The following is a 22,519-nucleotide window of genomic DNA, read 5'->3' on the forward strand; positions in this document are numbered from 1 at the left end:
CATGCAGATCCAAGACCTTCCGTTCCCCGACCCGGGGGTGCCCGACGCGCGCTCGGGTCCCCGTTTCCTCTGGTGGCTCTTCCGGAACCAACTGTCCGGGCAGCTCAAGTCGCTGGCCTGGGGCCTGCTGCACTTCGCCTCCGTGGCCTCGCTGCCGTTCTGCGTCGGCGTCGCCGTCCAGGCCGCGGTCGACCGCTCCGGCGGCCGGCTCGCGCTGGCCGGCGGCCTGCTGGCGCTGGCCTGCGCGGGCAACGCGATCGGCGACACCTTCCTGCACCGCGCCGCCGTCACCAACTGGATCACCGCGGCGGCCCGCGTCCAGCAGCTGCTGGCCCGCAAGGCGGCGATGCTGGGCTCCGCGCTGACCCGGCGGGTCGCCGCCGGGGAGGTCGTGGCGGTCTCCACCGGTGACGTCGAGAAGATCGGGTGGTTCGTGGAGGCCCTGTCGCGGTTCACCGCGGCGGCGGTCACCATCGTGCTGGTCTGCGTCGGCCTGGTCGTCTACCAGCCGGCGCTGGGGGTCGTCGTCGCCGTGGGACTGCCGGTGCTGGCGATCGCGGTGCTGCCGCTGCTGCCCCGCGCCACCCGGCGGGCGGACGTCCAGCGCGAGAAGGCCGGCCGGGCCACCGAGCTCGCCTCGGACACCGTCGCCGGACTGCGCGTACTGCGCGGCATCGGCGGCGAGGAACTGTTCCTCGACCGCTACCGCCGCGCCTCCCAGGAGGTCCGCCACGCCGCCGTGCGCAGCGCCAGGATGTGGGCCCTGATCGCCGCGATCCAGGTGATGCTGCCGGGAATCCTGCTGATCACGGTGGTCTGGTACGGCGTCCATCTCGCCCGCGAGGGCCGGATCACCGTCGGTGAACTGGTCACCGTCTACAGCTCGGTCATGGTGCTCACCTACCCGCTGCGGCACTTCGAGGAGATCGCGATGGCGTACTCCTTCTCGCGCCCCTCGGCGAAGCGGGCCGCGCGTGTGCTGTCGCTGGAGCGGGCCACGGACACCGCGGGGTCGCGCGACGCCGGGAACCCGTCCGGCGACCTGTACGACCCGGCGACCGGTCTGCTCGCCCCCGCGGGCCGGCTCACCGCCGTGGTGTGCGGTGACCCGGACGCGGCGGGACGGCTGGCCGAACGGCTCGGCGGACACGCCTCCGAGCGGGGCACCTCGGTGCTGCTCGGCGGGGTGCCGCTCGACGAGCTGCCGCTGGACTCCGCCCGCCGGGCCGTCCTCGTGCAGGACAAGGATCCGGTGCTGCTCTCCGGCACCCTGCGCGAGCTGCTCGACGTGCCGGCGTCCGGCGCGGTCGACCCGCGCGACGCGCTGGACGCCGCGCAGTGCGGGGACGTGCTGGCGGCACTGGTGCAGGGCTCGGTGGACGCCGCGGACCCGATGGACGCGCGGATCACCGAGCGCGGGCGGTCCCTGTCCGGCGGGCAGCGCCAGCGGCTCGCGCTGGCCCGGTCGCTGGTCACGGACCCGGAGGTGCTCGTCCTGGACGAGCCGACCTCGGCCGTCGACTCGCACACCGAGGCCCGTATCGCCCAGGGCGTGCGTGACCTGCGGGCGCGGCGCACCACCGTGGTGTTCACCTCGTCCCCGCTGCTGCTGGACCGCGCCGACCGGGTGGTGTTCCTGCACGGCGACACCGTCGCGGCGACCGGCGAGCACCGCGAACTGGTGCGCACCGAGCCCCGGTACCGGGCCGTGGTGACGCGCGAGACCGAGGACGAGGCCGCGTCGGCCGAGGTCCTGGACAAGGACGGCGTCCTGCGCGAGGACGAGGTCCTGCACCGACTGGAACAGCTGGAAGAGATCGAGGAGACAGCATGATCGGCGTGGCGCCACCGGCCTACGACCCGGCGGCCCCGACCACGGCCGCCACGCTGCCCGTGGGGGCGCCCGCGACCGTCCGCGCCTACGTGGGCGAGCTGCTGCGCAGGCACCGCCGGGCCTTCGTGCTGCTGATCACCGTGAACACGGTCGCCGTGCTCGCCTCGATGGTGGGCCCGTATCTGCTGGGCGGACTGGTGGAACGGGTCTCGGACCGGGAGCGGGAGCTGCATCTGGGGCTCACGGTCACGCTGTTCGTGCTCGCGCTGGCCCTCCAGGCGGTGTTCGTCCGGCAGGTACGGCTGCGCGGGGCGATGCTCGGCGAGCGGATGCTGGCCGATCTGCGCGAGGACTTCCTGGTGCGGTCGGTCGGGCTGCCGCCGGGGGTGCTGGAGCGGGCGGGCACGGGTGATCTGCTGTCGCGGATCACGACCGACATCGACCGGCTCGGCAACGCCATGCGCGAGGCCGTGCCCCAGCTGGCCATCGGCGTGGTGTGGGCGGCGCTGCTGCTGGGCGGGCTGGTCGTCACGGCGCCCGAGCTGGCGCCGGCCGTGCTGCTCGCCGTGCCGCTGCTGGTGATCGGCTGCCGCTGGTACTTCCGGCGGGCGCCGGCCGCCTACCGCTCGGAGGCCGCCGGGTACGCCGCCGTGGCCGCCGCGCTCACCGAGACCGTGGACGCGGGGCGGACCGTGGAGGCGCACCGCCTCAGCGCTCGTCGTGTGGCGCTGTCGGACCAGCGGGTCAAGGAGTGGACGGCCTGGGAGCGCTACACCCTCTGGCTGCGGTCGGTGCTCTTCCCCGTCGTCAACATCACCCACGTCACCGTGCTCGGCTCGGTGCTGATGATCGGCGGGGTGTTCGTCCTGCAGGGCTGGATCGGCGTCGGCCAGCTGACCACGGGCGCGCTGATCGCGCAGATGCTCGTCGACCCGGTGGGACTGATCCTGCGCTGGTACGACGAGCTGCAGGTGGCACAGGTGTCGCTGGCCCGGCTGGTCGGGGTCCGGGACATCGAGCCCGACGCCGGTGACGCCGCGCTCGCCCCCGACGGGCGCCGGGTGCACGCGGACCGGGTGCACTTCGGCTACCGGGAGGGCGTCGACGTGCTGCGCAAGGTGTCCCTCGAGGTCGCTCCCGGGACCAGGCTGGCACTGGTCGGTCCCTCGGGCGCGGGCAAGTCCACCCTGGGCCGGCTGCTCGCCGGGATCTACGCGCCCCGGGACGGGCGGGTCACCCTGGGCGACGCCGAGCTGTCGCGGATGACCGCGGAACGGGTCCGGGAGCACGTGGCCCTGGTCAACCAGGAGCACCACGTCTTCGTGGGCTCCCTGCGCGACAATCTGCGGCTCGCCAGGACGAACGCGGAGGACGCCGAACTGTGGGCGGCGCTCGGGGCGGTCGACGCGGACGGCTGGGCCCGTGCGCTGGACGAGGGCCTGGACACCGAGGTCGGCTCCGGCGGGTTCGCGCTCACCCCGGCCCAGGCCCAGCAGATCGCGCTGGCCCGGCTGGTGCTGGCCGACCCGCACACGCTGGTCCTGGACGAGGCGACCTCGCTGCTCGACCCGCGCGCGGCACGGCACCTGGAACGCTCCCTGGCCCGTGTCCTGGACGGCAGGACCGTCATCGCCATCGCCCACCGCCTGCACACCGCCCACGACGCGGACGTCATCGCCGTCGTGGAGAACGGCCGCATCAGCGAACTGGGCAGCCACGACGACCTGGTCGCGGCGGACGGAGCGTACGCGGCGCTGTGGCGCTCCTGGCACGGCTGAGCCCGTACCGCCCCGGCGGGAGCGGGCCTGCGGGCGAGGTCTCCTCGGATCTGCCGCGGTGCCCCCGGGCCGGCCCGGAATCCCGCTGCCCGGGTCGGCGGCGCGGGGCTCTACCGCCGCCCAGCCGCCGGCCCGGGGCGTGCAACGCCCCCGGCAGCGGTGGGGCCGGGGAACGCGGCCCCACCGGCGACCGTGCCCGTGCGGGTCCGCGGGCCCGGGGACGCTTCCGGGACGCGGGCCGGGGCAGCGGCGGGGGTGCCGGGCGGGGCGGGGGCCCCGGGCGCGCCGCACGCCGGTGGTGTGCCGTTGCGCAGTGGGGAGCTCCGGTGGAAGGCTGGAGTCAGGCACCGGCTCGGGGGCGCCCGGGGCCCGGCGGACCGGGCACGGACGGCGCCAGTGCCCCGTGCAACGGCGACCCGCCGCGGTCCGCGGTGAGAAGGGGCCCGTCCTCACCCCCTGGAGGTACCTGTGAACAGCGCCGACGGATGGGGAGACGACGTCTACCAGCCCGACGGTTCCGAGCAGAGGGAGGACACCGGGCTGCTCGACGCGGAGGACACCCTCGAGTACGACGGTGTCGACGATCCCCTCGACCGGGGCTGGTCCCCGCCGGAACGTCCCTGGGCGGTGGAGCACACCGGCGTGACGGCCGCGGAACGCCACCGGGGCGAGACCTTGGAACAGCGGCTCGCCGAGGAGCAGCCCGACTCCCTCGCACCCGACGGCGACGACCTGGGCGATTCCCAGGACACCGACGGGGAACTCCTGGACAACGAGGTGGGCGCCGCACGCTCCGGCCGGCTCGTGGCCCCCGACGAAGGGGCGCACGAGGACGAGGAGGAGGCCCTGGTCGCCATGGACGTCGGCATCGACGGCGCGGCCGCCACCGCCGAGGAGGCCGCGATGCACGTCGTCGACGAGGACAACCTGCCGGGCTGACCCCGAGGAGCATTCATGCAACAGGACAAGCACCCCGACTACCACCCGGTCGTCTTCCGTGACCGTGCCGCCGGTTACGCCTTCCTCACCCGGTCCACCGCGACCAGCGACCGGACCATCGAGTGGGACGACGGCGAGACCTACCCGGTGGTGGAGGTGGAGATCTCCTCGGAGAGCCACCCGTTCTACACGGGCAGGGCCAGGACCGTGGACACGGAGGGCCGCGTCGCCCGCTTCGAGCGCCGGTACGGCGGTGAGGGCTCCGGCTGAGCCCCGGGCGGGCGCGTCCCTCAGATGACGTTGAGCGCCGCCGCGCAGCCCACTCCGCCCAGCAGCATGAACACGGGCATCAGCACCTTCAGCTCCACCCAGCTGCCCGCCCGGAACCGCATCGCCTTCGGCGGGCCGATCGGGTACCAGCGCTTGCGGCCCACCGGTATCGGCCACAGGACCGGGCAGCCGGAGACGGTCAGCGCGTCCCCGATGTCGTGCACCAGCGCGCCCAGCACGACCGGCAGCCCCAGCCACAGGTACTCCTGGCCCGGCGCGGTGAACAGCCAGTCCGAGCCGTTGCCCGGCTCGTCCAGCACCCCCGCGAGGATCCAGGCGCTGGTCGCCGCCAGCAGCCACACCAGGACGTCGCTGCTGGAGCCTCGCGTCGCCCGCCACAGCAGGCCCTCGATGGCCAGCACCATGTGCACGAAGAGGATGGCCAGCACCGCCCAACGGCCGCCCGCGATCGCGAGGACCGCGGTGCCCGCGCCGATCAGGACGGCCCACAGCCACGTGTGCGTGAGCGTGCGGTGCCCGCCGGAGCGGCGCGGGTCGCCCTGCTTCTTGGTGGCCTTGTAGACGGCGTAGGACAGCTTGTCGACGATCTCGCACAGCCAGCGGGACAGGGGCCCGAAGGCCCGCGAGATGGTGGCCGCCTTGTGGTCCAGGTCCGGGGCGAGCGCGGCACCGGCGCAGATCAGGGCGCCGGCCAGGAGGACCGGCCAGGGCATGGCGTGTCCGGCCGCGGCCGTCGCCGCGCCGACCCCGAGCCAGGCCGCGGCGCCCGACAGTGAGTGTGCTGGTCCCATCATCGCCGTTGCCCGCCCCATTCCTCGTTCGCCACCGGTCGGTTGACCGGGCGCGTCGGCCCTCCGCCGGCGACACAGCGTAGCGTTCGCGATCTTCCCGCCCACAGCCGATTCCCCCATCGGCCGGGTGGGCAGGCAAGATGGGGGCGTGACCCTCATCGATCAGCTGCCGCCGACCGCCGACCCCGACGCACTCTACGAAGCCTTCGAGTCGTGGGCCCGGGAGCGCGGTCTCACGCTCTATCCCCACCAGGAGGAGGCGCTGATCGAGGTGGTCTCCGGGGCGAACGTGATCGTGTCGACGCCCACGGGCTCCGGCAAGAGCATGATCGCGGCGGGCGCCCACTTCGCCGCCCTGGCGCGCGACGAGGTCACCTTCTACACGGCGCCCATCAAGGCACTGGTGTCGGAGAAGTTCTTCGAGCTGTGCAAGATCTTCGGCACGGAGAACGTCGGCATGCTCACCGGCGACGCGTCCGTCAACGCCGACGCCCCGGTGATCTGCTGCACCGCCGAGGTGCTGGCGTCGATCGCGCTGCGCGACGGCAAGGACGCCGACGTGGGCCAGGTCGTGATGGACGAGTTCCACTTCTACGCGGAGGGGGACCGCGGCTGGGCCTGGCAGATCCCTCTGCTGGAGCTGCCGCAGGCGCAGTTCGTGCTGATGTCGGCGACGCTCGGCGACGTCTCCTTCTTCGAGAAGGACCTCGCCCGCCGCACCGGCCGTCCCACCGCCGTGGTCCGCTCGGCGACCCGGCCCGTGCCGCTGTCCTACGAGTACCGGTACACGCCGCTCACCGAGACGCTCACCGATCTGCTCGAGGCCCGGCAGGCGCCGGTCTACATCGTGCACTTCACGCAGGCGCAGGCGGTGGAGCGGGCGCAGGCGCTGATGAGCATCAACATGTGCACACGCGAGGAGAAGGACAAGATCGCCGAGCTGATCGGCAACTTCCGCTTCACCACCAAGTTCGGCCGCAATCTGTCCCGCTACGTCCGGCACGGCATCGGCGTGCACCACGCCGGCATGCTGCCCAAGTACCGGCGGCTGGTGGAGAAGCTCGCGCAGGCCGGTCTGCTGAAGGTCATCTGCGGCACCGACACGCTCGGGGTGGGCGTCAACGTCCCCATCCGCACGGTGCTGTTCACGGCCCTGACCAAGTACGACGGCAACCGCGTGCGCACGCTGCGGGCCCGTGAGTTCCACCAGATCGCGGGCCGCGCCGGTCGCGCCGGCTTCGACACCGAGGGCTTCGTGGTGGCCCAGGCCCCCGAGCACGTCATCGAGAACGAGAAGGCGCTGGCCAAGGCCGGTGACGACCCGAAGAAGCGCCGCAAGGTCGTGCGCAAGAAGGCGCCCGAGGGCTTCGTCGCCTGGAGCGAGCAGACCTTCGAGAAGCTCATCGACTCCGAGCCGGAGCCGCTGACCTCCCGTTTCCGGGTCACGCACACCATGCTGCTGTCGGTGATCGCCCGGCCCGGCAACGCCTTCGAGGCCATGCGGCGGCTGCTGGAGGACAACCACGAGCCGCGCAAGCAGCAGCTGCGGCACATCCGGCGGGCGATCGCCATCTACCGCTCGCTGCTGGACGGCGGCATCGTCGAGAAGCTCGACCGGCCGGACGCCGAGGGCCGGATCGTCCGCCTCACCGTGGACCTGCAGCAGGACTTCGCGCTGAACCAGCCGCTCTCCACGTTCGCGCTGGCCGCGTTCGAGCTGCTGGACCCGGAGTCGCCGTCGTACGCGCTGGACATGGTGTCCGTGGTGGAGTCCACGCTGGACGATCCGCGCCAGATCCTCGCCGCCCAGCAGAACAAGGCGCGCGGCGAGGCGGTCGCCGCGATGAAGGCCGACGGGGTGGAGTACGAGGAGCGCATGGAGCGCCTCCAGGACATCACCTACCCGAAGCCGCTGGAGGAACTGCTCTTCCACGCGTACAACACCTACCGCAAGAGCCATCCCTGGGTCGGTGACCATCCGCTGTCGCCGAAGTCCGTGATCCGGGACATGTACGAGCGGGCGCTGTCGTTCACCGAGTTGGTGTCCCACTACGAACTGGCCCGCACCGAGGGCATCGTGCTGCGCTACCTCGCGAGCGCCTACAAGGCGCTGGAGCACACCGTCCCGGACGACCTGAAGTCGGAGGACCTGGAGGATCTGATCGCCTGGCTGGGCGAGACGGTGCGCCAGGTCGACTCCAGCCTGCTGGACGAGTGGGAGCAGCTGGCCAATCCGGAGGAGATGACCGCCGAGGAGGCGCAGGAGAAAGCCGACCAGGTCAAGCCGGTCACCGCCAATGCGCGCGCCTTCCGCGTCCTGGTCCGCAACGCCATGTTCCGCCGGGTCGAGCTCGCCGCCCTCGACCAGGTGGACGAGCTGGGCGAGCTGGACGCCGAGGGCGGCTGGGACGCGGACGCCTGGGGCGAGGCGATGGACAAGTACTGGGACGAGCACGAGGAGCTCGGCACCGGTCCCGACGCCCGCGGGCCGAAGCTGCTGCTGATCGAGGAGGAGCCGCAGAACGGGCTGTGGCGGGTCCGGCAGATCTTCGACGACCCCAGCGGCGACCACGACTGGGGCATCAGCGCCGAGGTCGACCTCACCGCCTCCGACGCGGAGGGCCGTGCGGTCGTCCGGGTCACCGACGTCGGTCAGTTGTGAGCACAGGAGAATCCCACCCATGACGAATCCGGCCGAGAGCCTCGTCGCCCTGCTCGACCTGGAGCAGATCGAGGTCAACATATTCCGTGGCCGTAGCCCGCAGGAGTCCCTCCAGCGGGTCTTCGGCGGCCAGGTGGCCGGCCAGGCCCTGGTCGCCGCCGGCCGCACCACGGAGGGCGACCGTCCCGTGCACTCCCTGCACGCGTACTTCCTTCGTCCGGGCAGACCCGGGGTGCCGATCGTGTACCAGGTCGAACGGGTGCGGGACGGCCGGTCGTTCACGACCCGCCGGGTCACCGCGGTGCAGCAGGGCCGCACGATCTTCAATCTGACCGCCTCCTTCCACAAGCCTGAACAGGGAAGCTTCGAACACCAGCTGCCGCCGGCCCGCGAGGTCCCGGACCCCGAGTCGCTGCCGACGGTCACCGATGAGATCCGTGAGCATCTGGGCGCGTTGCCGGAGCAGTTGGAGCGGATGGCGCGCCGCCAGCCCTTCGACATCCGCTATGTGGACCGGCTGCGCTGGGACGCCGGCGACGTCAAGGGCGCCGAGCCGCGCAGCGCGGTGTGGATGCGCGCGGTCGGCCCGCTCGGCGACGATCCGCTGGTGCACACCTGTGCCCTGACGTACGCCAGTGACATGACCCTCCTGGACGCCGTGCGGATCCCGGTGGAGCCGCTGTGGGGGCCGCGCGGCTTCGACATGGCGTCGCTGGACCACGCCATGTGGTTCCACCGTCCGTTCCGCGCCGACGAGTGGTTCCTGTACGACCAGGAGTCGCCGATCGCCACGGGCGGACGGGGTCTGGCCCGCGGCCGGATCTACGATCTGGAGGGCCGGATGCTGGTGTCCGTCGTCCAGGAGGGGTTGTTCCGGGCCCTGTAGGTCACCGGTTTCCGCGCCACCACCGGCCCAGCAGGCCGCGGGACGTTCCGCGTGCCGGCTCCGCGGTTTCCCGCGTCCGCCGAGCCGGTCCGGGGCGGTGGGGAGCGGGACGGGGCGCCGGCCGGTGTGCCCGCGCCTCCTCCGTCAGCCGGGTCAGGTCGGTCTGCAGCCGGGCGACCTCGTCCGGGTCCTGGGCGGTCATGAGCTCTTCCGCCAGCTCCGCGGCCGGTGAGCCGGGCGCGCCGTGGGACGGTGGCCTCCGGCGGAACCGGTTGAGGTGGGAGCGGTCGTAGGCGTCCGGGACGGCCTCCGACACGTGCAGCGGGTCGAGCAGCGATGCCACGGCCCCGGCGCGCGCCCAGGGGTCGTCGGCCCGGCGGAGCATGAAGTCCAGCTGCCGGGTGCGCCAGTTCCGCGGGCGCAGGTCGATGCCGGTGTCGAGCAGGCTTCTGAGGCTCTCGGGCGTGCGCCCCGTCAGCAGGGGTGTGTTCCTGTCGTCGGCCGCGAACAGCCGTAGTTCCTCGGCCGGATAGAGCCAGACCACGGCGCGGTAGCGGTTCAGGTGGAACTTCACGGGCACCAGCAGCCCCAGCCTCGCGAGGCGGGTGAAACGGGTCTTCGTCACGTCGATGAGGGCGGCGCCCTCCGTGGTTCCCACGGCCTGCACGCTCCGGCGCAGGGCCTCCGGAAAGCCGGGCCCGGCGCGGAGCCGCTCGATCTCGGCCCGGTCGACCCGCAGGCCCCCTCCGCCGCCGTCGGGGATCGCACGGATTCGTCCGAGCTGCACGGCGAGGTCGAACTCGGTGCCCTTGAGACCGAGTTCGCGGGCCGCACGGCCCGGGCCGACCCGGACCTCCCGTGCCGCCGTGGTCCGCTCGGCGATGGCGGTGGTGTCATGCGCGACGGTGTGCTGTCCGGACATGTTCGTCCTCCCCCGTGGAGTGTGGGCGGCCGGCGCCGGGTGCGCCCGCTCGGAAAAACCGTAGCCGCTTTGTCACTCTTCGTGGCGAGCCTGTGGATAACTCCGCAGCGGAGGACGAACTCGCAGGTCAGATGTCTGTGCCGGGTTCCGGCTGGCGGGCGTCCACGTCCAGGTGCTCGCCGACCCGGTTGACCAGCAAGGTCATCTCGTACGCGATCTGGCCGATGTCGGCCTCCGCCCCGCTGAGTACGCACAGGCAGCTGCCGGTGCCCGCCGCGGTGACGAAGAGCACCGCGTCGTCGAACTCGATCATCGTCTGGCGTACCCCGCCCGCGCCGAAGTGCCGTCCCGAACCCTTGGCGAGGCTGTGCAGTCCGGACGAGACGGCGGCGAGGTGCTCCGCGTCCTCGCGTCGCAGCCCCGTGCTCGCGCCCGTCACCAGCCCGTCGTTGGACAGGACCAGCGCGTGCCGTACGTGTTCGACGCGTTGGGTCAGGTCGTCCAGCAGCCAGCCGAGTCCCTGGTTCTGCGCCATGTCGTGTGTCTCCCCCTGGTCTTCCCCGTGGTCTTCCCCGTGTGCCGTTCCCTCCTGGCGGGAGGGCCCTCGCGCCAGCCTTCCCCACGACCGGGCGCCGGGCAAGGAGGACGGGGGCCAAGGGGTGGAAGATGACCGAGGAACAGTGGCGCGAGCCCGGATCCCGCGGTCGTCCCACCGAGTCGGGCAGCCGGGCGGTGTGCACGCGTCCGGCGTACTCGACGAGCCGGACCAGCGCCTCCTTCCCCGAGGCGCGCTCGCGTGCGCCGCACAGCACGACGGGCGTTCCGCCGTCCAGGTCGGGCGCGCGGCAGACGGCCCCCGTGTCGTGGCTCCGGGCTCCCGCGAAGCGGTTGACCGCGACGACGAACGGGATCCGCCGGTGCTCGAAGTGGTCCACGGCGGGGAAGCAGCCCTCCAGGCGCCTGGTGTCCGCGAGGACCACCGCGCCCACCAGGGTGGTCTTGCCCCCGCCGAATCCGTCGGCGGCCAGTGTCTTCAGCGTCGGCGCGACCGTCTCGTCGCCGGGGCGTCGGAGTGTTCGGGGACCATCGATCGCTTCTCTCCGGAGTGCCGGCCGCGGTCGGCGGGGGTACGGGTGTGCCGTGGGCCCGGGTGCGCGAAGGGGGCGTGTTTCGGAGACTGCTGAATTATGACGCAGCGGTGCGGCGGAACGACCGCGTCACGCTCGAACGTGCGCACAAGGGCGTCTCCCTTTCCGGTGGGGGATCATGCGGAGCATGAGCGACGACCACACACACGTCCAGGAGTTCTTCACCGCGCGTGCCGCCGACTGGGACCGCCGCTTCCCCGACGACGGCCCGGTCTACGCCGCCGCGGTCGCCGAGCTCGGGCTGCGCGAGGGGGACCGGGTGCTCGACGCGGGCTGCGGCACCGGACGCGCCCTGCCTCCGCTGCGTGCGGCCGTGGGGCCCTCGGGCGTGGTCCTCGGCGCGGACCTGACGCCGGCCATGCTGCGGGAGGCGGCACGGGCCGGACGGGACCGCGACGGGGCGCTGCTGCTGACCGACGTCGCCGCGCTGCCGCTGCGCCCGTCCGCGCTGGACGCCGTGTTCGCGGCGGGTCTGATCGCCCACCTGCCCGACCCGGCCGGCAACCTCCGGGAGATCGCGCGGGTGGTGCGGCCGGGTGGCGTGCTCGCGCTGTTCCATCCGATCGGCCGGGCGGCGCTCGCCGCCCGGCAGGGCCGCACGCTCACCCCGGACGACCTCCGCGCGGAGCCGAATCTCCGCGTGCTGCTGTCCCGTTCGGGGTGGCGCATGACGTCGTACGCCGACGAGGACACGCGCTTCCTGGCGTTGGCCGTCCGTGCGGACTGAGCACTCGGCCACGCGGCCGGGCGCTCAGTCCGGGTGCCGCACCGGGCAACCCCGCAGTCCCGGCACGGGGCTGGTGCCCAGGTCGGCCAACCGGTAGCCGTTCGGGTAGCTCTTGATCTCCCGGTTCTGCCGGGCGAAGCGCGGGGCGCGCCGCGGCGGCAGCAGTCGGACGGCGCGGCCCCGCAGCCGTACCGCGCGGCGCACCCACGCCTGGGTGGCCGCGCTCGGCGGGGTGGAGCGGAAGGCGCGCAGAAGGGGTTCGTCGAGCAGCGCGAGCGTGGCGGTGCGCACTACGGGGGCGAGCGGGCGCGGATACCAGGAGGTCATGAGGTCGAGCGTGGCGTCCGAGATCCGCCGCGCGCCCTCGTCCCAGTCGAAGTGGGCCTCTTCGCAGGCGTCCAGGCAGCTTTCGAACTCCTCGTAGGACCCGGGGATGTCCTTGATGCCCATGCACCGTCCCAGCGTCTGGTGGTGGACGGCACCGGCGACGGTCTCGTGCCGCGACAGCCTGCGCCATCCGTAGGAGTCGATCCACCGCTTGGGCATCACCACGCACGTGCCGGGGAACGGCGTAGGTGCGGCAGAGGGCCGGCTCCAGGGCCCGGGTGAAGTCCCAGGGGACTCGTACGCCGCGCTGAGCCGGTGGATTTCCGTGGCCTCCCGGTAGGGGTCCAGCCGCCGGATCCGTTCCAGCCGTTCGAAGCGTCGCGCCGTACCGCCCCCTTCTGCCGTCGAGACCGCAACCCTACGTTGAGTGGCAGGAGACGAACGGTCGGCGACGACAACCGCACCGGGGAAGGGGTGGACCGCATGTGGGAACGGGTTCGGGGGATCGGGAGCAGGGTGACCGGCGTCCGGCGCGCGGAGGAGCGGGCCGGGCGGGAGGAGCGTCCGCACAATCTGTTCGAGGCCGCCGCGGCGTACGTCTCGGCCTGCGCGGAGGACGATCAGGACCGGATCGACGAGGCGGCCGGCTGGGTGTCGCCGGAGGCGCTGTCGTTCGGGGTGAACGAGCTGGCGTGCCGGGCCGTGACCGCGCTCGCGCGGGAGCGGGGCGAGTCTCCGGGGACGGTCGCGCGGGCGCTGCTGGGTCTTCCGGCCGCCTGAACCGTCCGCCGGAGCGTGGTCGATTCGTCCCGTCCGGCCGGAAACCTGCAGCTCCGGGCATGGCCGCGGGGGTCGTGACAAGCGGCTCGGCGTCGGCATAGGGTGCGCGCCGGTGGACGAACCGATGGGGAGGCTGGGATGGCCGGGACGGACGAGGAAGCCGTCGCCGCCGCGGACGACGCGCTCTATGTGCTCACGGCGGCGCTGCTGACGCCGGCGAAGTTCCCGAGCGTGCTGGGCGACGACTACCCGGAGGCGTGCGCGGCGCTCGGCCTTCCGCCACTCGCCGACGGGTACGGGCTGGTGCTCGGCCAGGACGGCGAGGGCGCCCGGTGGACCGTCGTCGTCGACGACGTCTCGCTGGTCGCCGTCGCGATCGCGTCCTGGGACTGCGGGATGGAGCACGACCTGTCGCCGGACGAGCGCACGGTCGTCGCCGCGCTGCCCGGCTGGCCCCTCGCGGTGGCCGTCGCGGCGCCGCACGTGCCCGCGCCGCACGATCCCGGCCCGGACGCCGGGGCCGGGCCCCCACTGACCCCGCCGGACACCGAGGCCTGGGGACCGGCCCAGCGCCGGCTGGGTGCCGACGAGATCGCGCTGCAGTGGGCGGTCTGGCGGGAGCGGGTCGACGACGCGGCGTTCCCGGCACCGGGCGGCTCGGCCCGGGCTGCCGACGGCACGGAGGGGCCCGCCGAGGAGGGCCGGACGGAGGAAGCGGGCGACCGGACGGACGGGCGGCCGGGGCACAGCGGGATCCGGCGGGTACTGGCGGAGGCGCGCGCGTACATCGACTCGCCGCCGCCGCTCGGCCGGGTCCGCTCGTCCTTCGCCCCGGGCGGCGCGCGCACCCTGCGTGCCGACGGCCCCGGCTGGTCGCTGGTGGCCCGGACGGACGACATCGCGTTCGTCCTGCTCGACGACGAACCCGGCGAGGTCCTGCCGGTGGGCCGGGGCCCGGAGCTGCCGGGCCTGCTCGAAGCACTCGACCGGATGGCCGTACGGCCGCTCTGAGTACACGCGGCTTCGAAAAGGCCAGGGTGAGGGACATTAGCGTGTGTTGAAACCCCACGTGTGGGCGCCGTTCCATAGGGCGCCAACCCATCGATGACGGTGAGGGCGGGCCTCCACCATGGGGCAGTTCCGCGATCGACCCCATGTCCCCCTTCCGCTGTCCGTCCTTTCGGAGGCCGTCATGCGCCCCTTCCGTGGCGTTCCGTTGCTCGTCGCCGCCCTCGCCGCGGCCGCCCTCACCGCTCCGACTCCGGCCGGCGCGGCCGGGGACGGTCACTGCGCGCGCCAGGAACGCGTGCGCGTGCCGGGCGCGGCCCATCAGCGCAGTGCCTGCCTCGCCGATCTCACCACGGCGGGGCTGGCCGGTACGCCGTACACCGACATGGCCGACCAGGCGGGGCTGACCGCCGCGGCCACCCGGTCGCCGTCCGGCGTGCCCGGGGTGCAGATCGACGGCTACTTCCCGGACTCGTCCCGCTTCAACGCCACCCACGGCTGGCGGCACGACGCCCAGTTCGTGATCCGGCTGCCCGACCGCTGGAACGGCGGGCTGGTCGTCACCGGCGCGCCCGGCAACCGTAAGCAGTACGCGACCGACAAGGCGATCTCCGACCAGGTGCTGGCGCGGGGCTACGCCTATGCGGCGACCGACAAGGGCAACAGCGGTGTCGACTTCCACCGCGACGGTGAGCGTCCCGGTGACGCCGTCGCCGAGTGGAACGCGCGCACCACACAGCTCACCCGCGCCGCCCGGCGCGCGGTGGCCCAGCGCTACGGGCACGCCCCGCACCGTACGTACATGACCGGCGTCTCCAACGGCGGCTACCTCACCCGCTGGCAGTTGGAGAACCGCCCAGAGCTGTACGACGGCGGGGTGGACTGGGAGGGCACCCTGTGGGCCGCCGAGGGGCGTCACCCGCTGCTCTCCCTGCCGGTGGCGGTGGCCCGGATGTACGGCAGGGCGACCGACGAGGACATGTACGCGGCGGGCTTCGCACGCGGCTCCGAGTTCCTGTGGCCGTACCACGAGAAGGCCTACTGGGGGCTCACGCAGAAGATCTACCGCGCCGAGTTCGACCCGGACCACGACCCGGGCTGCCCCGGTCCCTCCGCCGGGTCGACGACGGAGCAGATCCTCGCGCCGTGCCCGTCCGACGCCGCCTACGACTACGCCTCGCGCCCCGCGTCCGTGCACCGTGCCGTGGAGCGTGTGGCGCTCACCGGGCGGATCGGGCGGCCGATGATCACCCTGCACGGCGATCTGGACGCGCTGCTGCCCAAGTCCGTCGACTCCGATGTGTACGACGGCATGGTCGAGGCGAGCGGGCGCGGGCGGATGCACCGCTACTACACGGTGCAGGACGGCACACACGTCGACGGGCTGTACGACACCCATCCGGACCGGCTGCGGCCGATCCTGCCCTGCTACCGCTCGGCGTTCGACGCCCTGGTCGCATGGGTGGAGCGCGGAGTCGCGCCGCCCGCGGACCGGACGGTCGGCAGGCCCGCGGACGGCGATGTGGTCAACTCCTGCGCGCTGGGCTCCGGTGAGGCGGTGACGCCGTAGCGCCTCAGCGGCCCAGCTCCTTGCGGGAGACGCGGCGCAGCCTGCGCCGCTGTGCGGGGTCCAGGGCGAGGTACGCGGCGGCCGGAACTCCCAGGACTATCAGAAGCGCGGCCCACCAGGGCAGCCAGAAGAACAGGATCAGTCCGGCCGCCACACCCCCCGCGGCGATCTTGGCGTTCTTCGACATGAGTGTCGCCTCCTTCGCGGCCACTGCCGCTCTCTGCCGTGAAAACGGGCCCGCGCCCGCGGCAGTTCCGGACCGCGACCCTGAGACGTCCCTGAGGCGCGCCCCTAAGGTCTCCGAGAGCCCGTTGTGGGCCTCCCCGCCCGGGAGTCCCACGACGCGCCTCCATGGTGACTCAGCTCACAGCGCGGGCATAACCGGTCGGCGCCGCTCGTGCTGTACCCTCGGCGACTCCGGCTTCACTAGTCAAGTTTGAGGACTTCTGTCATCGTTGCGCAGACGACTCCCCTGGCACCCTCCTCCGCACACCCCGCACACTCCGAACTGACCGGCTGTCCGGCCGTATTCGTACCAGGTGACCCCGCCCGCACCGGTCGGATCGCGTTCTGGCGGCCCGACGGCTCGCCTCCCCCGGCCGTGGACGCGGCGTCGGCCGGGGACCTGACCGTCGTGGTACCCGGCGACGACGGGATCGAGGCGGTGCGTGTGCCCGCCACCGTACTGCCGGTGCGCGACGCGCTCCCGTTCCTCACCCGTGCGCGTGCCGGTGGCGCCGGGCACCGGGCCACCCGGTTCTGGGGCGCCGCCGCCATGCACGCCCTGCACCTGGTGGCGCGCGGTCTGCTGCTGCCCGGTCTCTCCCCCGCCGACCACGACGCCTGGCGCGTCGGCCCGCTGGACGCGCAGGACGTCGAGGCGATCCGCCGGCTCGCCGCCGCGATGCCGCCGGAGGCCCACGCGACGCCGCTGGACGGCACCGGGCCGCCTCGGCTGCCCGACCCCGAACGGCTGCTGCGCGCCTTCCTCGACGCGGTCGCCGACACCCTCCCCCGCTCCCCCGCCGCCCGCCTCGCGACCGGCACCGCCGCCTTCGCGGTACCGGAACCGCAACGGCTGCCCGGACTGCGGGCCTGGGCCGCCGGCATCGCCGCCGGCCACGACGCCGGCGTACGGCTGTCGCTGCGGATCGAGGTGCGCGGGCTCACGGACGCGGCCGACACCGCGGACGTGTCGTTCCGGGCCGTCCTCCAGCTGCACGGCGTGAGCGACCCCGCACTCGTCGCGGACGCCGGCGAGGTGTGGGCCGGGGCCTGTGACGCGGCCTTCGACTCCCGCGCGCGCATGGACGCCCTGCTCGCGCTCCGCCGCGCGGCGCGGGCCTGGGCGCCGCTCACCCCCTTGCTGTCGGCGACCGCGCCGGACGCGGTGGACCTCGCGGAGGAGGAGATCGCCGAACTCCTCGGCGACGGCGGCCGGGCACTCGCCGCCGCGGGCGTCGACGTGCACTGGCCCAGGGAACTGGTCCGCGAACTCACCACCCGCGCGGAGGTCGGTCCCGCCGACGACGAGCCGGGGCCCGGAAGGGCCGGGTCCGCGGACGGGCCGTCGTTCCTGTCCGCCGACGCGCTGCTCGCCTTCGACTGGTGGTTCGCCCTGGGCGACCGGCGGCTCACGCGCGAGGAACTGGACCGGCTGGCCGAGGCGAACCGCCCCCTCGTGCGGCTGCGCGACCAGTGGGTCCTGATCGACCCGCGGGAACTGGCCCGGGCCCGTGCGCGCCAGGACCGCAAGATCACGCCGGTCGACGCGCTCGGTGCGGCCCTGACGGGCTCCGTGGAGGTCGACGGCGGCCGGATCGAGGTCCGGCCCACCGGGTGGCTGGCGGCCCTGCGGGACCGGCTCGCGGACCCCGAGGCACAGGAGCCCGTCGAGCAGCCCGCCGCGCTCGCCGCCACGCTGCGGGACTACCAGCGGCGCGGCCTGAACTGGCTGGCCCGGACGACCTCCCTGGGCCTGGGCTGCTGTCTCGCCGACGACATGGGGCTCGGCAAGACCATCACCCTGATCGCCCTGCACCTGCACCGCCAGACCGATCCGGAGTCCGCGGGTCCCACTCTCGTGGTCTGCCCGACCTCCCTGATGGGCAACTGGCAGCGGGAGATCGAGCGGTTCGCGCCCGGCACCCCGGTGCGCCGCTTCCACGGCGCGCGGCGGGCGCTGGACGACCTGGCCGACGGCGAGGTGGTGCTCACCACGTACGGCACCATGCGGCTGGACGCCTCCCGGCTCGCCGGGGTCCCCTGGGGCATGGTCGTCGCCGACGAGGCCCAGCACGTGAAGAACCCGTACTCCTCGACGGCCCGCCGGCTGCGTTCCATCGGCGCACGCGCGCGCGTGGCGCTCACCGGCACGCCGGTGGAGAACAACCTGTCGGAACTGTGGGCGATCCTGGACTGGACGACCCCCGGCCTGCTGGGCCGGCTCGGCACCTTCCGACGGCGGTACGCGGACGCCGTCGAGGGCGGGCAGGATCCGGCCGCGGCGGACCGGCTGGCCCGTCTGGTACGGCCGTTCCTGCTGCGCCGCCGCAAGTCGGACCCCGGGATCGCGCCCGAGCTGCCGCCCAAGACGGAGACCGATCACGCGGTGTCGCTCACCCAGGAGCAGACGGCGCTGTACGAGGCCGTGGTGCGCGAGGCGATGGCCGAGATCGCGGGCGCCGGCAGCATGGCGCGGCGCGGGCTGATCGTGAAGCTGCTGACCGGCCTGAAGCAGATCTGCAACCACCCGGCGCAGTTCCTCAAGGAGGAACGGCCGGTGGTCGCCGGGAGGTCCGGGAAGCTGGAGCTGCTGGACGAACTCCTCGACACGGTCCTCACCGAGCGGGCCGGTGTCCTGGTGTTCACGCAGTACGTGCGGATGGCCCGGCTGCTGGAACGGCACCTGGCCGCGCGGGGCGTGCCGACGCAGTTCCTGCACGGCGGCACGCCGGTCGCCGAGCGCGAGGCGATGGTGCGCCGTTTCCAGGACGGCGAGGTACCGGTCTTCCTGCTGTCGCTGAAGGCGGCGGGCACGGGGCTGAACCTCACCCGCGCGGAGCACGTCGTGCACTACGACCGCTGGTGGAACCCCGCCGTCGAGGCCCAGGCGACGGACCGCGCGTACCGCATCGGCCAGACCCGGCCGGTGCAGGTGCACCGCATCATCGCCGAGGGGACCATCGAGGACCGCATCGCCGGGCTGCTGGAGCGCAAGCGCGAGCTGGCCGACGCGGTGCTCGGCTCCGGCGAGGCGGCGCTCACCGAACTGACCGACGCCGAGCTGGCGGAGCTGGTCGAACTGCGAGGGGGACTGCGATGACCCGGTACGACGGTGACGAGGCCGGCGTGGAGCGCGTCTTCGCCGCGCTGCCGCCCGCGCGGGGGCGCGGTTTCGCGGGGACCTGGTGGGGCCGGGCCTGGCTGACGGCGCTGGAGGGTACGGCGCTGGACTCCGGGCAGCTCAAGGCGGGCCGCGGGCTGGCACGCGCGGGCGCGGTCGGCGCGGTGTCCGTACGGCCGGGGCGCATCACGGCGGTCGTACAGGACCGGGACCGTACGGCCCACCGCGCGGACGTGCTGCTGCAGGAGCTGTCCGAGGAGCAGTGGGACCGGTTCCTGGCCATGACCGTGGAGCGGGCCGGGCATGTGGCGGCGCTGCTCGACCGCGAGATGCCCACGCACCTGGTCGAGGACGCGGAGCTGGCCGGCGTCGAACTGCTGCCGGGCCTGGGCGATCTGGAACCGGAGTGCGACTGCGGGGCCTGGGACCACTGCGGTCACACGGCGGCGCTGTGCTACCAGGTGGCCCGGCTGCTGGACCAGGACCCGTTCGTCCTGCTGCTGATGCGGGGACGGGGTGAACGCGCCCTGCTGGACGCGCTCCAGACACGCGGTGACGCGTCCGCCGGGCAGCCCGCGCGGGGTGCGGAGGGCGTGGACGCGGCCGAGGCGTACGCGGCCGGGGACATCCTGCCGTCGCTTCCCGACGCCCCGGTCCTCCCCGCGGAGCCGGGTGTTCCACCGTCGCTGGACACGGAGGCGGAGCCCGCGGCCGGGATCGATCCGCCCGCGCTGGAGTTCCTGGCCGCCCGGACCGCCGTACGAGCCCACCGGCTGCTGGCGGAAGCGCTCCGGGACGGGCACGAACGGCGGCCCGTGGAACCGGAACCGGCCGTCGCGCGGGACGCGGTGCGGCTGGCCGCCGGGGAGCCCGGCCGCGCCGTGACGGAGCGGCTCGCCGAGGGGTCCGGGCGCGGCCGGGAAGGGCTGGGCGTGGCCGTACGGGCCTGGCGGCACGGCGGTACGGCGGCCCTGGCCGTGCTCGACGAGGAGTGGACCGTGGACGGCGAACGGCTGGCACGCGCGCGTGCCGCCCTCGACTCGGCGTGGGACGAGGACGAACGACCGGTGCTCCGGGCCCGGGCCAACCGGTGGACGGTGGCCGGCGCACCCGTCCAGCTGCGCCTGGACCGCGAGGGGCGCTGGTGGCCGTACCGCAAGGAACGCGGCCGGTGGACCCCGGCAGGGGACTCCTCCCAGGACCCGGCGACGGCACTGGCCTCGGCGGAGCGCGCGCCCGAAAGGTAGCCGCGGCGGGATCGTCGCCGCACCGAGGCCACGACCGGCCCGGTGGCCGTACCGCGAGGAACACGGTCGCTCGGTCCCGGCAGGGGTTCCCGCGGGGACCGGCGACGGCCCCGGCGAAGGGCCACCGGAGAGTGACCGCGCCTCGCGCGGTGCCGTCAGGGCAGCTCCACGTCCCCCAGGGACGGCAGGAGCGACTCCAGACCGCTCGGCAGCTCGCTCGGGAACTCGGACGGCAGCTCCGTGGGAAAACCGGACGGCAGCCGGCTCGGGAGACCGCTGGGCAGCTCGGTGGGGATGCCGAACGACGGATCGGGCGAGCCGCCGGTGCCCGTGCTGCTCTCGGTGGGCTCCTTGTCCGGCGAGTCGTCGTCACCCCTGGTCATCAGCACGACGAGGGACACGGCCGCGAGGGCGACGACAACGGCGAGCAGGAGGAGCACGACCCTGCGTCCGCCGGGAGGCCCAGGAGGACGGGGTGGCGGCGCGCCGCCGTTCGCGGGCGGTCCGAAGCTGCCGCCGCCCGGAGGCGGAGTGCCGTCCGGCGGCCTGGGCGGTACGGGTGGCATGGCCATACGCACCATGGTCGCCGCGAACCCGGGGCCTGCGCGAGGACACCGCGCGGAAGTTGATACGGACTCAGGGCACGGACGCCATGATGACGACGTACCCCGCGCGGAGCGCACGCCCGGAACAGCACCGTCCCCGCGGCGGGCCTGACCCGTACCACGCGCGTGCGCCACACGGCCGTACTGCGCGAGGGCGCACCCGCGGGATGCGTGCCGGGCCGACTCGGTACGCGCCGTCGCCGCGGGGAGGTCCCACGCCGGCCCGGATGCGCGGCGACCGCCGTGAGTCCGCGCGGTCGCCGCGTCGACCACGACCGGATGCGCACCACGCGGGGAGGCGCGGTCGTCCCGGACGCGTGTGCGAGGGCGTGGCCGTCCCGTGGCAGGGACGGGACGGCCACGCCCTCGCGGTCGGGGCTCAGCCCCGGGCGCCCAGCAGGTGGTCCATCGCCAGCTGGTCGAGGCGCTCGAAGGCCATGCCCCGCGCGGCGGCCTCGTCGACGTCGAAGTCCTCGAAGGCGGACCGGTCGTCGAGCAGGGCCTGGAGGCCGTCGGCCGCCGTGGGCTGGGCCAGCTGGTCCAGCCGGGCCGCGCGCAGCGCCTCCTGCACCTCCGGGTCGGAGCGGAACGCGGCGGCGCGCTCCTTGAGGATCAGGTAGTTGCGCATGCAGCCGGCCGCCGAGGCCCACACGCCGTCGAAGTCCTCGGTCCGCGGCGGCTTGAAGTCGAAGTGCCGCGGGCCCTCGTACCCGGCCGACTCGAGCAGGTCCACCAGCCAGAACGCGGCGCGCAGGTCGCCCGCGCCGAAGCGGAGGTCCTGGTCGTACTTGATGCCGGACTGGCCGTTGAGGTCGATGTGGAAGAGCTTGCCCGCCCACAGCGCCTGCGCGATGCCGTGCGGGAAGTTCAGCCCGGCCATCTGCTCGTGGCCGACCTCCGGGTTGACGCCGTACAGCTCCGGGCGCTCCAGGCGCTCGATGAACGCCAGGGCGTGGCCGATGGTGGGCAGCAGGATGTCGCCGCGCGGCTCGTTCGGCTTGGGCTCGATGGCGAAGCGGATGTCGTAGCCCTGCGAGGTGACGTACTCGCCGAGCAGGTCGAAGGCCTCCTTCATGCGGTCGAGGGCGTCCCGCACGTCCTTGGCGCCACCGGACTCGGCGCCCTCACGGCCGCCCCAGGCCACATAGGTCTCGGCGCCGAGCTCGGCCGCGAGGTCGATGTTGCGGATGGTCTTGCGCAGCGCGTAGCGGCGCACGTCGCGGTCGTTGGCGGTGAAGCCGCCGTCCTTGAACACCGGGTGGGTGAACAGGTTGGTGGTGGCCATCGGCACCTTCATGCCGGTGTCGTCCAGCGCCTGCCGGAACCGCTTGATGTGCTCCTCGCGCTCGCTGTCGCTCGAGCCGAAGGGGATCAGGTCGTCGTCGTGGAACGTGACGCCGTGGGCGCCCAGCTCGGCCAGGCGCCGCACCGACTCGACCGGGTCGAGGGCACGCCGCGTGGCGTCGCCGAAGGGGTCCCGTCCCTGCCAGCCGACGGTCCACAGTCCGAAGGTGAACTTGTCCTCGGGGGTGGGCTGGTAGTTCATGCCACGGCTCCTTGCTCGCTGAGGTATTTCGTCATGGCGGTTTACAAATTAGTATGCAGGAACATTTCTGGGAAGAGACACACCCCGCCGAGTCGCGGAAGTGGGTCGCAGA

The 22,519-nt window shown here is 73.6% G+C and carries 18 protein-coding genes and 2 pseudogenes; 12 read left to right on the forward strand and 8 right to left on the reverse strand.

Translation table 11 applies throughout. The features are described from left to right. Position 1 precedes the first annotated feature (1 nt). The 4 genes from KUM38_RS34145 to KUM38_RS34160 all read left to right on the forward strand — a co-directional run bounded on the left by KUM38_RS34145 (position 2) and on the right by KUM38_RS34160 (position 4,821). Positions 2–1,834: an ABC transporter ATP-binding protein gene (locus KUM38_RS34145; RefSeq protein WP_217135303.1), complete on the forward strand. Its 1,833-nt coding sequence runs from the start codon at positions 2–4 to the stop codon at positions 1,832–1,834. Further along, the gene (locus tag KUM38_RS34150) at positions 1,831–3,612 is read left to right on the forward strand and encodes an ABC transporter ATP-binding protein (RefSeq protein WP_217135305.1); all 1,782 of its coding nucleotides are present in this window, start codon (positions 1,831–1,833) and stop codon (positions 3,610–3,612) included. The genes KUM38_RS34145 and KUM38_RS34150 overlap by 4 nt, the downstream gene beginning before the upstream one ends. 468 nt (positions 3,613–4,080) lie before the next feature. Next, positions 4,081–4,551: a DUF5709 domain-containing protein gene (locus KUM38_RS34155; protein ID WP_217135307.1), complete on the forward strand. Its 471-nt coding sequence runs from the start codon at positions 4,081–4,083 to the stop codon at positions 4,549–4,551. A 15-nt stretch (positions 4,552–4,566) separates the two neighbouring features. Beyond that, the gene (locus KUM38_RS34160) at positions 4,567–4,821 is read left to right on the forward strand and encodes a type B 50S ribosomal protein L31 (protein WP_073934726.1); all 255 of its coding nucleotides are present in this window, start codon (positions 4,567–4,569) and stop codon (positions 4,819–4,821) included. A gap of 20 nt (positions 4,822–4,841) precedes the next feature. Here the strand turns inward: KUM38_RS34160 and KUM38_RS34165 are convergent, their stop codons facing one another. Beyond that, positions 4,842–5,636, reverse strand: a complete 795-nt coding sequence (locus KUM38_RS34165; protein WP_217135308.1) for a metal-dependent hydrolase — start codon at positions 5,634–5,636, stop codon at positions 4,842–4,844. Positions 5,637–5,781: 145 nt separating this feature from the next. On the opposite strand from KUM38_RS34165, the gene KUM38_RS34170 reads away from it, so the two are divergent. Beyond that, positions 5,782–8,295 carry an RNA helicase gene (locus KUM38_RS34170; RefSeq protein WP_217135309.1) on the forward strand — a complete coding sequence of 838 codons (2,514 nt, stop codon included), beginning with the start codon at positions 5,782–5,784 and terminating at the stop codon, positions 8,293–8,295. 19 nt (positions 8,296–8,314) lie between these two features. Then, positions 8,315–9,181, forward strand: coding sequence for an acyl-CoA thioesterase II (locus KUM38_RS34175; RefSeq protein ID WP_217135310.1), 867 nt, complete (start codon positions 8,315–8,317; stop codon positions 9,179–9,181). Position 9,182: 1 nt separating this feature from the next. Here the strand turns inward: KUM38_RS34175 and KUM38_RS34180 are convergent, their stop codons facing one another. The 3 genes and pseudogenes from KUM38_RS34180 to KUM38_RS42505 form a co-directional block, all read right to left on the reverse strand. Further along, on the reverse strand, positions 9,183–10,103 hold the full coding sequence (locus tag KUM38_RS34180; protein ID WP_254398163.1) for a DUF6397 family protein: 921 nt from the start codon (positions 10,101–10,103) through the stop codon (positions 9,183–9,185). A gap of 127 nt (positions 10,104–10,230) precedes the next feature. Next, positions 10,231–10,638 carry a roadblock/LC7 domain-containing protein gene (locus tag KUM38_RS34185; RefSeq protein WP_217135312.1) on the reverse strand — a complete coding sequence of 136 codons (408 nt, stop codon included), beginning with the start codon at positions 10,636–10,638 and terminating at the stop codon, positions 10,231–10,233. Between the two features lie 172 nt (positions 10,639–10,810). Beyond that, positions 10,811–11,092 (reverse strand): annotated as a pseudogene (locus KUM38_RS42505) (ATP-binding protein); the annotation flags it as partial. A 286-nt stretch (positions 11,093–11,378) separates the two neighbouring features. Here KUM38_RS42505 and KUM38_RS34190 point away from each other — a divergent pair. Further along, positions 11,379–11,978 carry a class I SAM-dependent methyltransferase gene (locus tag KUM38_RS34190; protein WP_217135313.1) on the forward strand — a complete coding sequence of 200 codons (600 nt, stop codon included), beginning with the start codon at positions 11,379–11,381 and terminating at the stop codon, positions 11,976–11,978. 24 nt (positions 11,979–12,002) lie between these two features. Here the strand turns inward: KUM38_RS34190 and KUM38_RS34195 are convergent. Continuing rightward, positions 12,003–12,653: pseudogene (locus tag KUM38_RS34195) on the reverse strand (oxygenase MpaB family protein). A gap of 135 nt (positions 12,654–12,788) precedes the next feature. On the opposite strand from KUM38_RS34195, the gene KUM38_RS34200 reads away from it, so the two are divergent. The 3 genes from KUM38_RS34200 to KUM38_RS34210 all read left to right on the forward strand — a co-directional run bounded on the left by KUM38_RS34200 (position 12,789) and on the right by KUM38_RS34210 (position 15,663). Continuing rightward, complete coding sequence (locus tag KUM38_RS34200) at positions 12,789–13,085, forward strand: hypothetical protein (RefSeq protein ID WP_217135314.1); 297 nt, start codon at positions 12,789–12,791, stop codon at positions 13,083–13,085. 138 nt (positions 13,086–13,223) lie between these two features. Next, positions 13,224–14,096, forward strand: coding sequence for a hypothetical protein (locus KUM38_RS34205; protein ID WP_217135315.1), 873 nt, complete (start codon positions 13,224–13,226; stop codon positions 14,094–14,096). 181 nt (positions 14,097–14,277) lie between these two features. Next, positions 14,278–15,663, forward strand: a complete 1,386-nt coding sequence (locus KUM38_RS34210; protein ID WP_217135316.1) for a tannase/feruloyl esterase family alpha/beta hydrolase — start codon at positions 14,278–14,280, stop codon at positions 15,661–15,663. A 4-nt stretch (positions 15,664–15,667) separates the two neighbouring features. Here KUM38_RS34210 and KUM38_RS34215 read toward each other — a convergent pair whose 3' ends face one another. Continuing rightward, positions 15,668–15,850 carry a hypothetical protein gene (locus KUM38_RS34215; protein WP_217135317.1) on the reverse strand — a complete coding sequence of 61 codons (183 nt, stop codon included), beginning with the start codon at positions 15,848–15,850 and terminating at the stop codon, positions 15,668–15,670. 321 nt (positions 15,851–16,171) lie between these two features. Between KUM38_RS34215 and KUM38_RS34220 the strand changes: the two genes are divergently transcribed. Both KUM38_RS34220 and KUM38_RS34225 read left to right on the forward strand, forming a co-directional pair. Next, positions 16,172–18,988 carry an SNF2-related protein gene (locus KUM38_RS34220; protein ID WP_254398215.1) on the forward strand — a complete coding sequence of 939 codons (2,817 nt, stop codon included), beginning with the start codon at positions 16,172–16,174 and terminating at the stop codon, positions 18,986–18,988. After that, positions 18,985–20,256: an SWF or SNF family helicase gene (locus KUM38_RS34225; RefSeq protein ID WP_217135319.1), complete on the forward strand. Its 1,272-nt coding sequence runs from the start codon at positions 18,985–18,987 to the stop codon at positions 20,254–20,256. Before KUM38_RS34220 ends, KUM38_RS34225 begins: the two co-directional genes overlap by 4 nt. A gap of 155 nt (positions 20,257–20,411) precedes the next feature. On the opposite strand, the gene KUM38_RS34230 is transcribed toward KUM38_RS34225, so the two are convergent. After that, on the reverse strand, positions 20,412–20,696 hold the full coding sequence (locus KUM38_RS34230) for a hypothetical protein (protein WP_217135321.1): 285 nt from the start codon (positions 20,694–20,696) through the stop codon (positions 20,412–20,414). A 544-nt stretch (positions 20,697–21,240) separates the two neighbouring features. Then, the gene (gene xylA / locus KUM38_RS34235) at positions 21,241–22,407 is read right to left on the reverse strand and encodes a xylose isomerase (protein WP_217135323.1); all 1,167 of its coding nucleotides are present in this window, start codon (positions 22,405–22,407) and stop codon (positions 21,241–21,243) included. Between the last annotated feature and the right edge of the window lie 112 nt (positions 22,408–22,519).

It is taken from the genome of Streptomyces sp. AC558_RSS880, assembly GCF_019049255.1.
Taxonomy (GTDB): Bacteria; Actinomycetota; Actinomycetes; order Streptomycetales; family Streptomycetaceae; genus Streptomyces.